The organism is Aliivibrio sp. A6, assembly GCF_028765505.1.
In the GTDB taxonomy this organism is placed as follows: domain Bacteria; phylum Pseudomonadota; class Gammaproteobacteria; order Enterobacterales; family Vibrionaceae; genus Aliivibrio; species Aliivibrio finisterrensis_A.
The window spans coordinates 87,403-99,592 of record NZ_JARACR010000003.1 but is presented as its reverse complement, the minus strand read 5'-3'; the positions used below and the strand labels follow the sequence as shown (position 1 = coordinate 99,592).

The window sequence follows — 12,190 nt, the reverse complement described above, 5'->3', positions numbered from 1 at the left end:
ATTGGCGTTTATTATTTTAGAAATTTAACATTGAGGTTGAATAATGCGCGTAACCAATTGTCTTTATTTAGGTTTTGTTTTATGTAATGCACCCTCAGCCATGGTTGAGTTAGAGACTACGGTGGTCGTTAAGGGAGATAAGTTCGTCTATGAAGGGGATATCTCTGGCGATGCGAATGAAACGCTGTTGTCGTTATATAAAAATAATGGACAGATTAAAACATTAGAAATTAAGAGTTATGGTGGAGAAATTAACCTTGGGATGGATCTCGGTGAGTTTGTTTATAAAAATAACTTAACCGTTGAAGTGAACGATTATTGTTTTTCATCATGCGCAAATTATGTATTTCCAAGCGGAAAAAGAAAATTAATAAGTAACCGTGCTGTTATTGGTTTTCATGGTGGGGCAAGCAGTAACGAATTTGATGATAGTGAGTTTGAAAAAGAGTTAGCCAGCCTATCTATTCAGCAACGTGAAGAGACATTAAATGAAGCGGCTAACTATATGAAAGATTCGATAAAGCGTGAGGATGCGTTTTATTCCATGATTGGGGTTGATCAAAGGATCACGACATTGGGCCAAAGTGATGATTTCTCTCAGTTTGACGAAGGAGGTTATGATGGCTGGTACTACTCAATATCTGCTTTAAATAAATTAGGTGTTGATAACGTCTTTTTGATTGAACCTCCGGTGGAATATAAACCAATCAGAAGTGATTTAACGCTTTTTGAAATTGATGCGGATAAATTTTAATAAACCACATTATTAAGCTGGATTTATTTATTTTTTATAAAGAGAAAAAATGCCAAGTTATTAGAGTGACTTGGCATTTTTATTATCTAAAGCGATGTAAATCATGATGTATTAATTATTTAAATATAAACTGAAGGCTAATTAAATAGAAACTTCATTTATACAAGGATGCAAAATGAAAACTAAAGCTTTGTTTATTGGTACCGCATTAAGTGTATTAACTGGCTGTGCGACAACCTTACCAACGGTCAATGATATTGATGTAAATAACTTAGAAAAGAATCAATCAGTATTGATTTTTTCAGCAGGCGCATATGAGGCTTGTAAGATTAATACGGTTCAAGTCGTAGTGAAAAAATCTGAAAATGAAGCGTCACTTGGAGATAGCATAGGTGTATATCAACTAAATAACGGATATATTGATAGTTTTTTTGAATCAGAATATGGTTTAGTTTATTCAACAGTACTTGAGCCGGGTACTTATGATTTCTGGCTATCTAATACGAACCCATTTTTTAGTTATGATGAACCGATGATTACCGAGTCATTTACATTAAAGTCAAAAGAAATAAAGTACATCGGTGAGATTTATGGTGACCGTTGTGGTGGTAATGGAGACATTACGATTACGGTACATAATAAAAATGAACGAGATCTTAATTATATCAAAAATAATGTCGCAGAGATCGATATAAATAAGGTTGTTGTGGAACCCGTAAAAGCCATTCCACGTGATGATAAAGCAGTAGAGTAGGTTGTTATTACGGTTGGTTTATTGAAAAACAGTAGTTTATAATACTTAGACAGCCTTAAGTATATTAAGTTATTTGTATAAGAGAGTAGATAGTGAACAATTATTTCGAAAGCCCTTTTATTGGTAAGTCATTAAAAGAGCAAGTAACTAACCCCAATATTATTGTTGGTGAGCACAGTTACTATTCTGGTTATTACCATAATCACAGCTTTGATGATTGTGCTCGCTATTTACTTTCTGATAGAACAGATATTGATAAGCTAATTATTGGTAGTTATTGTTCTATTGGGTCAGGCGCTGTTTTTATGATGGCAGGAAACCAAGGGCACCAACATAAATGGGCAAGTACCTTTCCATTTTTCTATCAAGATAACGATAACTTTGCTGATGCTAAAGATGGCTTTGAACGTGCTGGTGATACCGTTATTGGTAATGATGTTTGGATTGGTACAGAAGCAATGATCATGAGTGGTGTTACTGTGGGTGATGGTGCAATCATAGCAAGTCGTGCTGTGGTGACTAAAGATGTAGAACCATACTCCATTGTGGGTTCAAATCCGGCTAAACATATCCGCTATCGTTTTACAGAGACTGAGATTGCTCAGCTAGTAGAAATGAAGTGGTGGCAGTGGAGTGAAGAGAAAATTAAAGGTGCAATGGACTTACTGTGTTCGTCTGATATTAATGGCCTTTATGCGTATTGGAAAAATTCGATTTAATTAACCGTAGAGGGCATAAATAGGCTAAAATAACCGGCTATTATTTTAGCTTTGAGCCCTTTATATTCATGACGACGACGACAGCACCAGCCAACTTTGCAGAACTTGGCCTTATTTCACCATTGTTAGCACGATTAACAGAGCTGGAATATCAACAGCCAACGCCTATTCAAGCGCAAGCTATCCCAAGTGTATTAGCCGGACGTGATTTAATTGCAGGGGCAAATACAGGCTCAGGTAAAACAGCAACGTTCGCATTGCCTATGTTGCAGCAAATTTTTGAGCAGCAGTCAGGGAAACCCCACAGCAATAAAGGCAATTATGTTACTGGCCTTATCTTAGTTCCTACTCGTGAGCTTGCACAACAAGTCGCTGATAGTATCAAATCATATTCCGCGCATTTTAATGGTGCGATTAAAACGGTGTCTGTGTTTGGTGGTGTATCTGTTAATAAACAAATGCTGAACCTTCGTGGTGGTTGCGACATTTTAGTTGCAACGCCAGGTCGATTACTAGATTTGATCTCAAGTAATGCCATTAAGTTAGACCAAGTAAAAACCTTAGTACTTGATGAAGCCGATAGAATGCTAAGTCTTGGTTTTACTGAAGAATTGTCTCAGCTATTAGCGTTAGCGCCAAAGCAAAAACAAACACTGTTATTTTCAGCAACGTTTCCAGAAGAAGTAGAAACGTTAACTCAGGCGTTACTTAATAACCCGGTAGAGTTGCAATTACAAAGTGCAGACGCAAGTACTTTAGTACAGCGCGTATTTACTGTTAATAAGGGTGAAAAAACAGCCGTATTAGCGCATTTGATTCATCAACAGCAATGGCGACAAGCACTTATTTTTGTCAACGCTAAAAACGGTTGTAATCACCTAGCCGATAAACTGTCAAAGCGTGGAATTACTGCAGAGGTATTCCATGGTGATAAAGGTCAGGGCGCTCGTAGCCGTGTTCTTGAAGGTTTTAAAGCGGGTGAGATTGATGTACTGATTGCTACAGATATTGCCGCTCGTGGTTTAGATATTGAAAAACTGCCAGTGGTTATCAATTTTGATTTGCCAAGAAGCCCAGCAGATTACATGCACCGTATTGGTCGAAGTGGCCGTGCAGGTGAAGTGGGTCTAGCATTATCATTAATTGATTTTGAAGATTACCATCACTTTAAAATCATTGAGAAGAAAAACAAGATCCGACTTGAGCGTGAGCAAGTAGAGGGTTTTGAAGTAGATGAAGATATCACAGAGGCCTTATTAGAAGCGATTAAACCAGTCGCAAAACCAGAAGGCACAGGCAAGAAGAACAAAAGAAAATACCCAGATAACTGGTAATAAATAGATCATCTAATTAGTTACATTGGTATTATTAAAAACACTCGACACTTCATATTGTCGAGTGTTTTTCTATAGTTAAGAATTTTCCTAACTTGGGAGTGCTTGTGAGAAAATTTTATACAACGGAAGGAAATAGGTCTTCCAAAAAACAAAAAGAAGCCTATCCTGTACTTGCACTGTGTGAAAATTGTGTGGGCCAATACACGGTCATTAGTGAAGGTGAGAGAACTTATGATGAATGTGTAAAGTGTGGCGCTGACGATTAACTACAGTGATCTAATTTACGGTTTAATCAATTATCAGAAATAGAATGATAAAGTAAGGAAATAAAATGAGCGCAATTGGTAATTTAATTTGGTTCCTTTTTGGTGGCGTATTCATGGGTCTAGCATGGTGCTTTTTTGGTGTATTAGCCTTTATTAGTATCATTGGTATTCCATGGGGAAGAGCGTGTTTTGTTATTGCTGGTTTTTCTTTTTTCCCGTTTGGTAAAGAAGCGATTTATCGTGATGAATTGACCCGAAACGAAGACATAGGTACAGGTAGTCTTGGTTTTATTGGTAATGTTCTGTGGTTTATTTTTGCAGGTTTTTGGTTAGCGATTGGCCATGTAATGTCAGCGGTAGCTTGTTTTGTGACGATTATTGGTATTCCATTTGCCATTCAACACTTGAAGCTTGCTGTGATCTCAATTGCACCTATTGGGCAAACAATTGTTGATAAAGAAGTTGCAGCAGCCGCTCGTCGTGCTAATGCAGAGGCAGAAGTAAATAAGTGGCGTTAATAAAAGAGCAGGGCACAATTAATAAAATTTAGATTATTACTTGCCAGCGGCTAAATTTTCACTAAAATCGCGCAACATTCATTTGGTAGTGATTAATTAATGAAAACGCTAATAGCTAGCTCTATGTTAGCATCGTCAATGATATTAACAGGCTGCGTGACTTTCCCAACTCAAGAATCAGAAAAAGTAGATGTGATTTGGGATGAAGTTGAAGTAGTAAAAGATTGTCAACGTTTGGGGATTGTATTTGGCTCAGAAGGCCATTTTTATGATTACTGGCTGCACGCTGATAAGGATATGGTTTGGGGTACATTAAACCAAATGCGAATTAAAGCAGCAGCACTAGGCGCGGATACATTGTATCTATATCAGTCTTTAGATTTTTCAAGCTCTGTTACTATGTTTGGCAACGCTTATTTATGTAAACAATCAGCAGAAAGTACAGTTCAAGTTAAATAGATATACTGATAATAAAGCATCCATAGATTTTTAATTATGGATGCTTTTTTATTTATCTTTCGGAAGGCTCTGAGATTTGATAAAGCTTCTGATCCCCACAAGTCGTTTTACAATTACACACTTTATTCACTCCCACGTTATTCAGTCCACCACAGCTTCCTTGGATCGCTTTACGTCCAAATATAACGCCTAATGCCATTAATAAAATGGTAAGAATAAACACAATAAAAGTAATTAGTAGAGTACTCATTATTCAATCTCCGTTTGGAGCATTAAAGCCTGACCATTAACCAAGCAACTGCTTACTTTAAATCTTGCTTGTTTAATTATGCTGCCAAAGGTTTGTCGAGAAACCATCATCTGGTCGGCTGCGTCTTGTTGACTTAATCCTTCAAAATCAGCCAATCGCAATGCTTCTAATTCTTCAGCAAGTAGTTGAACTTGCGGTAGTTCTGTTGTTGGTACGCCATTAGGTTTAAAGCAACTGTATGGTGCTCTACTACAAATTCGACGACACTTTTTAGGTCTAGCCATCAATGCTCTCCATTAAATACAAGCAAAGTATAGGCTTGTTAGTGGCATATGCCAATAATTATTTTTGGCATATGCCATTAACAGAGTTCGTTAAGATTAAAAAATAATCATGAAGAGTATTTTCTTTATTTAGATCAAGTGGTTTTTATTATGACTAACGACAAGGTGATATTTATTCGATATTATGCGCCTTTATTAGAATAATGAATTGGCAATAAATCTTATGAAAATTTCTGTTGATGGTGGTTCTTTTCAAGTTTCTGTTGAAACTGAATATGCAGGGTTGGTAGTTGAAGCAACAAAGATTTTTCACTCAACTCGTGAGCAAGCTGGATCAAACGATAAAGCGATTTTGCGTTTTCTACAAATTATCATTGAACACCGTGAAGATAATGATGCTATTGGGTATGCATCAATGGGGTTATTAGGTTGGTATAACGAAGTTATTTATGCTGTTGAAGATAAAGACATTACGCTAAATTTGCCTAAGATTTTGCCACATCTATTAAATCCATCGGGTGATCTTACGGCTACTAGCGCGACTGAAATGAACACGTTTAAGCATTAGTATTACCGATGAGCCAAGCTGAAATTCAAAAAGTGATTGCTAGTTTTACTTCAATAGAACAGGTTCTTAAACATTTTGATATTGAGTTTGACAGTAAGTTTATTAATGAATATCGAGTGCCATTAATGAAACGGATTAATGGCAACTTGCTGCTTGCGAAACCGGATGATTGGTTTTCGGCTCGTCGTGCATTAAGAAATGCCTATTGTAAGATTCAAAGAGGACGATTAGATCCCCACACTCGTTCAGCGTGTCGTGGTTGTACTACATGTATTCGTCGATAATCTCACAATAGTTATATACAAAAAGCCCTCAATGTTAATCCATCGAGGGCTTTCATTTATTCACTTAACGATTCAATTATTTTACGTTTAAGCTGTTCATTTGTTGTTGTAGTTTATCCAACTGCTGCATTTTTGCTTTCATTTGAAGAGATTGAGAGCTTATAGCAGCAGGGTTCATTAATTGGCCAGACTGCATTGGATAGTCAGGTAGAGTGTTAAAAAACTCACCTAATACATCTTGCATCGGTACGAATAGCCACATGTTATCTGCCATCCAGCGTAGGTACATACCCGATTCGTGTGGTGCTTTTTCAAATGGGTCAGCACGTAGGTGAATGATTTGAGGCCAGTTTGGCTCTAGACGAACCGCATTAGAAATATTACCTTCCATCACTGCAAAGTTTAATTTCCAATCCTGCCAGCGAACTGCGTTTAACTCACCATTTGCAGTGAAGTAGAGTAGGGATTCACGAGGGCCTTTGTCTGTTTTTCCTTCAAATAATGGTTTGAAGTCATAACCATCAATATGAACTTTGAATTCTTTGCCGTTGGCTTTGTAGCCTTTAGCCAGTTTTTCTTTCACATTAGGGACACCCGCAGCATCAAGTAGCGTTGGTAGCCAATCTTGGTGTGCCATCATTTCATTGATTTTAGTGCCCGGCTCGATAGTTCCCGGCCAACGAACAAGCTGCGGAACACGCATACCGCCTTCCCATGTTGTCCCTTTCTCGCCATGGAATGGAGTTGCACCACCATCTGGCCATGTTGCAGTTTCTGCACCGTTGTCGGTTGAATAAATAACAATGGTGTTATCTGCCACACCTAGGTCGTCTAGTTTATCTAGTAAGATACCGACGTGATCATCGTGCTCAAGCATACCATCAGCATAAATACTGATGCCTGATGCACCTTGGTATTTCTCTTGCAGACGAGTCCAAACGTGCATACGGGTGGTGTTATGCCAGATAAAGAAAGGCTTATCTGCTTTAACTGCTTTTTCCATAAACGCTAATGAAGAATCTAAGAACTCCTCATCGGCATGTTCCATACGTTTACGCGTCATTGGGCCTGTATCTTCGATCTTACCATCGGCATACGACTTAATCACACCACGAGGGCCGTAGTTTTTACGGAATTCAGGATCTTTAGGGTAGTAATACGTTTCTGGTTCTTCTTCAGCATTTAAATGATAAAGATTTCCGAAAAACTCATCAAAACCGTGGTTAGTTGGTAGGTGTTTATCTTGATCGCCTAGGTGGTTTTTACCAAATTGAGCGGTCATGTAGCCTTGTTCTTTTAAAAGATCAGCAATAGTAGGCGCCCAATCAGGAATACCGTGATCAGAACCCGGCATACCAATGGTTAAGAGGCCAGTACGAAAAGGTTCTTGACCTGTAATGAAGGCTGCACGGCCAGCAGTACACGATTGTTGGCCATAGTGATCAGTAAAAAGGGCACCTTCGTTTGCAATACGGTCAATGTTTGGGGTTTCGTAACCCATCATGCCTTGGTTATAGGCACTGATGTTCCAGTAACCAACGTCATCACCAAAAATAGCGAGTATATTTGGTTGAGATGCTGCCATCACTGTGCCTGAGGTGGCAAGTAGGCCAACGCCAACAGCAATCTTACTTAAATTATGTCCCATGAAGAACTCCAATTAGTTGCGATTAATTGTCTGTACTCTAAGTGAGAAATAATGATTCGTCGCTTTATAGCGGTTATAACCAATGGTTATTTTTAAATTAAATTGTTGAATTTAAATGGTTATTTGTAAGGTGTAATTAAAGACTAATTGAGATGTTGATCAGAAATACCATATTTATTTTTGAGTGATGAAGAAAAGGAATAGAGACAATTGGCATAAAATTGAATAAAAAACATACATCAAATTCGATTCTGCTTGTTTTATAGACTATATATTTAATCGTAACTGCTTATACATAAACAGGAGGTTATATGACGTTGAAACAAGGAACAAATCGTAGGTTAGGTATTTTAAGTGCGGTATTAATGGGGGCTTCTGGCTATACCCTTGCTGCCGAAAAGCCCAATATTTTAGTAATTTGGGGGGATGATATTGGTCAATCAAATATCAGTGCGTATACCTTTGGTTTAATGGGATACAAAACCCCAAACATTGATAGCATAGCAAAAGAAGGGATGATGTTTACCGACTATTACGCAGAGCAATCATGTACTGCTGGTCGTTCAACGTTTATAACTGGCCAAAGTGTATTACGAACAGGTTTAAGTAAAGTCGGTTTGCCGGGCGCAGATATAGGTTTACAAGCCGAAGATGCAACCATTGCGGAAGTGTTAAAACCAATGGGCTACATGACAGGCCAATTTGGTAAAAATCACCTTGGTGATAAAGATGAGTTTCTTCCAACAGCGCATGGTTTTGATGAGTTTTTTGGTAATCTTTACCACTTAAATGCGGAAGAAGAACCGGAAAACATTGATTACCCTAAAGATCCTGAGTTTCGTAAAAAGTTTGGACCTCGTGGGGTAATTAAATCGTACGCTGATGGCAAGATTGAAGATACAGGCCCGCTTACACGCAAGCGTATGGAAACTGTCGATGATGAAACCGTTTCTGCGGCAATTGATTTTATGGGGCGTGCCGTGAAAGCAGATAAGCCATTTTTTGTGTGGTGGAATGCGACTCGAATGCACTTTAGAACTCACGTAAAACCGGAGCTGCAAGGTTCAACAGGGATCAGTAATTACGCTGATGGTATGGTTGAGCACGATAACCACGTGGGTGAACTGTTAAAAACCGTGGATAAACTAGGTATTAAAGATAACACCATTGTTTTCTATTCTACCGATAATGGTCCTCATATGAACTCATGGCCTGATGCGGGTACAACGCCATTCCGAAGTGAGAAAAACACCAACTGGGAAGGGGCTTATCGAGTACCAGCCATGGTTCGTTGGCCGGGTAAAATTGAACCGGGCGTAGTATCTAATGAAATTATGCACCACATGGATTGGCTACCAACATTTGCAGCGATTGCCGGCAATGACGACATAAAAGATGAATTGAAAAAAGGAACCAAACTTGGAAATAAGAGCTTTAAAAACCATCTAGATGGATACAACTTCTTACCTTACTTAACAGGTAAAGAAGAGAAAGGCCGTCGTGATGAAATCTTTTACTTTACCGATGATGGTGATTTAGCCGCACTTCGTTATAACAAGTGGAAAGCAGTATTTATGGAGCAACGTGTTAACGGTACGCTTCAAATTTGGGCTGAACCATTTGTAACTCTACGTGTGCCTAAATTGTTTAACTTACGTATGGACCCATATGAAGTCGCCGATGTAACGTCTAATACATACTATGACTGGTTGTTAGACCATGCATATATGTTTGTTCCAGCACAGGCGTATGTAGGACAATATTTAGCAACCTTTGAGGAATTTCCTCCGCGTCAAAAAGCAGCAAGTTTCGGCCTTGATCAGGTAATGGAGAAGCTGCAACAGCCTCACAATAAATAGTAAAAATCAGATAACGCTAGGGCTCTTCGGGGCCCTTTTTTATTTCTGCTAGCATTCACATATTGATAAATCCTAATGGAAAAATCAGTAAATATACTCTATATCTAATGTATTGTTATCTTTAGGATTAGAGATAGAAAATGTATCAATACAAGGATGTATATGAGCAATAAAATAATCACCTACGCACTTTGTGTGGTATGGATAAGCATTATTGGTTTTTCATCGAATACAGTTGCTGCCGATTTTGTCGGTAATGAAACTTGCGTGGATTGCCATAAAGAAGAAGTCGAAGCATGGATTGGTTCTGATCATGACATGGCAATGAAGCATGCGGATAAAGACAGTGTGTATGGTGATTTTAATGACGCGATTTTTGAGTTTAAAGGAAAACCAAATCGCTTTTTTAAGAAAGGCGATGAATATTGGGTCAATATCGAAGGGCCTGATGGGAAGTTCAACGATTACCAAATTAGCTACACGTTTGGGTTTGAGCCATTACAGCAATATATGGTGGAATTTGACGATGGACGTATCCAATTAATTCCATTCGCTTGGGATTCACGTAGTGCAGAAGAGGGTGGTCAACGTTGGTATCACCTTTATCCTGAGATGGAAAAAACCGATGAGTTCTATTGGACTAATACTGGGCAGAACTGGAACTTCATGTGTGCTGATTGTCACTCAACGGATGTAAAGAAGAATTACGACGCGAAGACTGATACCTATAACACCAGCTGGTTTGAAATTAATGTTGGTTGTGAAGCCTGTCATGGCCCAGCAAGTGAGCATATTACTTGGAGTAAGAACCAAACAGAAAATAAAAATCCCCACTATGGTTTTGATCGTGATTTGAGTAAGTCAGTCAAAGAATGGGTCTTTAAAGAAGGCCACACAACACTGCAACCAAAGCAAATCCAAGCCACTGATCAAATTACTATGTGTGCGCAGTGCCATAGTCGCCGAACCCAATTAAATGAAGATCAGGCTCATATCAAAGGTGATTCAAAAACATTATTAGATAGCTACCTTCCAAGTTTAATCACTGCTGAGCTTTATCATAATGATGGTCAGATTTACGATGAAGATTATGTATATGGTTCTTTCATGCAATCGAAAATGGCAAAAAAGGGTGTCACTTGTAGCAATTGTCATAACCCGCATTCAACAAAGTTAGATATTCCAGAGCAAGCCGTGTGTAGCCAATGTCATATTGCCTCAGAATATACACCAGAAAAACACACCTTCCATGAAGCCAATACCGAAGCATCGCAATGTACGACATGTCATATGCCAGAAACGACTTACATGGGCGTAGATGCAAGACGTGATCATAGCTGGCAAATACCAAGGCCAGATCTGAGTAAGAACATTGGTACTCCTAATGTTTGCACCCAATGCCATGAAGACAAAGACGACAGTTGGGCCGATAAGCAGATTGGTCAATGGTTCCCTGATTCTCCGTATCGAAATCAGCAACACTTTGCTGTGGCATTTTACGCATCAGACATTAATTATCGTGGGGCGGGAGATGCCCTGTCATATACAGCACAAGACGCAAAACAAGCGGGTATTATTCGAGGCTCAGCTCTGCAAAGATTAAGTCGTTTTCCGAGCAAGAATACATTAGTGGCACTTGGTAGAGCGATAAAACATGATGATGAACTTATTCGCTTAGGAGCAGTGCAAGGCTCTGCAGGATATAGCGCTTATGACCGTTGGCAGATCCTTTCTCCATTATTAACCGACAACGTTTTAGCGATCCGCTCAGAAGCCGCAGGAGCATTAGCCGCGTATTGGTCTGATCTTAATCCATTACAAAAAGAGCAATTAACAGCACCATTAAACGAATACATTAACATTCAACTGTTTAATGCAGATCGAGGCTTCGGGCGAACTAACTTAGGTAATGTGTATCGCTCTCAAGGAAAACTAGAAAAAGCAGAGCAGGCCTATTTAGGTGCGATTGAAATTGAACCCTATTTTATTAATAGTTATGTCAATTTAGCGGATATGTATCGTACGCAAGGTAAAGAAAACAAAGAACTTGAACTGTTAAAAGAAGGAATAAAAGCGCAGCCAAATTCAGGAGCTCTGCCTTACAGTACTGGATTAGCGTTATTGCGATTAGAGCAGAAAAAAGAAGCTAGCCAGTACTTTAGAAAAGCGGCAGAGATCGAGAAACAAAACTCTCAATATTGGTATGTGTATGGATTATCGATGGAGCCTTTTGATGGAGCAGCTGCCGCGCAAGCCTTAAACCAAGCCTTTGAGCTCAGTGGCGATCCACAGCATCTGTTTGCTCAATGCGACATGCTATTAAAAAATCAGCTTAAAAAAGCAGCACAATGCATTACTCAATTGGAGCAGTACGCTCCGAAAAATGTCATTGATGCATTAAAACAACGCCTTTAATGATGATCGGTATAACCAATAGTTATAGAGCAAGTATTTACAATGAATAGATAAAATTTATCTCGTTAGGATAGG

General features: G+C 38.8%; 13 protein-coding genes. 10 read left to right on the top strand and 3 right to left on the bottom strand.

Annotated features, from left to right (window positions below; genetic code table 11):
* The first annotated feature begins 43 nt into the window (after positions 1-43).
* The 6 genes from PVK70_RS02805 to PVK70_RS02780 all read left to right on the top strand — a co-directional run bounded on the left by PVK70_RS02805 (position 44) and on the right by PVK70_RS02780 (position 4,807).
* The gene (locus PVK70_RS02805) at positions 44-754 is read left to right on the top strand and encodes a hypothetical protein (protein WP_130047548.1); all 711 of its coding nucleotides are present in this window, start codon (positions 44-46) and stop codon (positions 752-754) included.
* Between the two features lie 175 nt (positions 755-929).
* A complete protein-coding gene (locus PVK70_RS02800) occupies positions 930-1,508 on the top strand; it encodes a hypothetical protein (RefSeq protein WP_130047547.1) in 579 nt (192 codons plus the stop codon).
* Positions 1,509-1,600: 92 nt separating this feature from the next.
* Positions 1,601-2,227 (top strand): type B chloramphenicol O-acetyltransferase, encoded by a 627-nt coding sequence (gene catB / locus PVK70_RS02795; RefSeq protein WP_130047546.1) that lies wholly within the window; start codon positions 1,601-1,603, stop codon positions 2,225-2,227.
* A gap of 68 nt (positions 2,228-2,295) precedes the next feature.
* Positions 2,296-3,561, top strand: coding sequence for a DEAD/DEAH box helicase (locus PVK70_RS02790; RefSeq protein WP_130047545.1), 1,266 nt, complete (start codon positions 2,296-2,298; stop codon positions 3,559-3,561).
* Positions 3,562-3,895: 334 nt separating this feature from the next.
* The gene (locus tag PVK70_RS02785; RefSeq protein ID WP_130047543.1) at positions 3,896-4,348 is read left to right on the top strand and encodes a YccF domain-containing protein; all 453 of its coding nucleotides are present in this window, start codon (positions 3,896-3,898) and stop codon (positions 4,346-4,348) included.
* Positions 4,349-4,447: 99 nt separating this feature from the next.
* On the top strand, positions 4,448-4,807 hold the full coding sequence (locus tag PVK70_RS02780) for a DUF4156 domain-containing protein (RefSeq protein WP_130047542.1): 360 nt from the start codon (positions 4,448-4,450) through the stop codon (positions 4,805-4,807).
* Between the two features lie 52 nt (positions 4,808-4,859).
* On the opposite strand, the gene nqrM is transcribed toward PVK70_RS02780, so the two are convergent.
* Together nqrM and PVK70_RS02770 are read right to left on the bottom strand one after the other, a co-directional pair.
* Complete coding sequence (gene nqrM, locus PVK70_RS02775) at positions 4,860-5,057, bottom strand: (Na+)-NQR maturation NqrM (RefSeq protein WP_130044602.1); 198 nt, start codon at positions 5,055-5,057, stop codon at positions 4,860-4,862.
* The gene (locus PVK70_RS02770; RefSeq protein ID WP_130047541.1) at positions 5,057-5,341 is read right to left on the bottom strand and encodes a DUF134 domain-containing protein; all 285 of its coding nucleotides are present in this window, start codon (positions 5,339-5,341) and stop codon (positions 5,057-5,059) included. Before PVK70_RS02770 ends, nqrM begins: the two co-directional genes overlap by 1 nt.
* A gap of 223 nt (positions 5,342-5,564) precedes the next feature.
* Here PVK70_RS02770 and PVK70_RS02765 point away from each other — a divergent pair, with 223 nt between their 5' ends.
* Entirely contained in the window at positions 5,565-5,909 is a 345-nt protein-coding gene (locus PVK70_RS02765; protein ID WP_130044600.1) for a hypothetical protein, read from the top strand.
* Positions 5,910-5,917: 8 nt separating this feature from the next.
* Complete coding sequence (locus PVK70_RS02760; protein ID WP_130044599.1) at positions 5,918-6,193, top strand: nitrogenase-stabilizing/protective protein NifW; 276 nt, start codon at positions 5,918-5,920, stop codon at positions 6,191-6,193.
* Between the two features lie 76 nt (positions 6,194-6,269).
* Here PVK70_RS02760 and PVK70_RS02755 read toward each other — a convergent pair whose 3' ends face one another.
* The gene (locus PVK70_RS02755) at positions 6,270-7,841 is read right to left on the bottom strand and encodes an arylsulfatase (protein WP_130047540.1); all 1,572 of its coding nucleotides are present in this window, start codon (positions 7,839-7,841) and stop codon (positions 6,270-6,272) included.
* A gap of 311 nt (positions 7,842-8,152) precedes the next feature.
* Between PVK70_RS02755 and PVK70_RS02750 the strand changes: the two genes are divergently transcribed.
* Both PVK70_RS02750 and PVK70_RS02745 read left to right on the top strand, forming a co-directional pair.
* The gene (locus PVK70_RS02750; RefSeq protein WP_130047539.1) at positions 8,153-9,700 is read left to right on the top strand and encodes an arylsulfatase; all 1,548 of its coding nucleotides are present in this window, start codon (positions 8,153-8,155) and stop codon (positions 9,698-9,700) included.
* A 162-nt stretch (positions 9,701-9,862) separates the two neighbouring features.
* On the top strand, positions 9,863-12,115 hold the full coding sequence (locus tag PVK70_RS02745; RefSeq protein WP_130047538.1) for a multiheme c-type cytochrome: 2,253 nt from the start codon (positions 9,863-9,865) through the stop codon (positions 12,113-12,115).
* Positions 12,116-12,190: the final 75 nt, after the last annotated feature.

Bases quoted from the DNA above. Each gene is read 5' to 3' on its own strand.
- PVK70_RS02755 (WP_130047540.1), bottom strand. From the start codon at position 7,841: ATGGGACATAATTTAAGTAAGATTGCTGTTGGCGTTGGCCTACTTGCC.
- PVK70_RS02765 (WP_130044600.1), top strand. From the start codon at position 5,565: ATGAAAATTTCTGTTGATGGTGGTTCTTTTCAAGTTTCTGTTGAAACT.
- PVK70_RS02800 (WP_130047547.1), top strand. From the start codon at position 930: ATGAAAACTAAAGCTTTGTTTATTGGTACCGCATTAAGTGTATTAACT.
- PVK70_RS02790 (WP_130047545.1), top strand. From the start codon at position 2,296: ATGACGACGACGACAGCACCAGCCAACTTTGCAGAACTTGGCCTTATT.
- PVK70_RS02805 (WP_130047548.1), top strand. From the start codon at position 44: ATGCGCGTAACCAATTGTCTTTATTTAGGTTTTGTTTTATGTAATGCA.
- PVK70_RS02760 (WP_130044599.1), top strand. From the start codon at position 5,918: ATGAGCCAAGCTGAAATTCAAAAAGTGATTGCTAGTTTTACTTCAATA.
- PVK70_RS02745 (WP_130047538.1), top strand. From the start codon at position 9,863: ATGAGCAATAAAATAATCACCTACGCACTTTGTGTGGTATGGATAAGC.
- PVK70_RS02785 (WP_130047543.1), top strand. From the start codon at position 3,896: ATGAGCGCAATTGGTAATTTAATTTGGTTCCTTTTTGGTGGCGTATTC.
- PVK70_RS02750 (WP_130047539.1), top strand. From the start codon at position 8,153: ATGACGTTGAAACAAGGAACAAATCGTAGGTTAGGTATTTTAAGTGCG.
- PVK70_RS02780 (WP_130047542.1), top strand. From the start codon at position 4,448: ATGAAAACGCTAATAGCTAGCTCTATGTTAGCATCGTCAATGATATTA.
- nqrM (WP_130044602.1), bottom strand. From the start codon at position 5,057: ATGAGTACTCTACTAATTACTTTTATTGTGTTTATTCTTACCATTTTA.
- PVK70_RS02770 (WP_130047541.1), bottom strand. From the start codon at position 5,341: ATGGCTAGACCTAAAAAGTGTCGTCGAATTTGTAGTAGAGCACCATAC.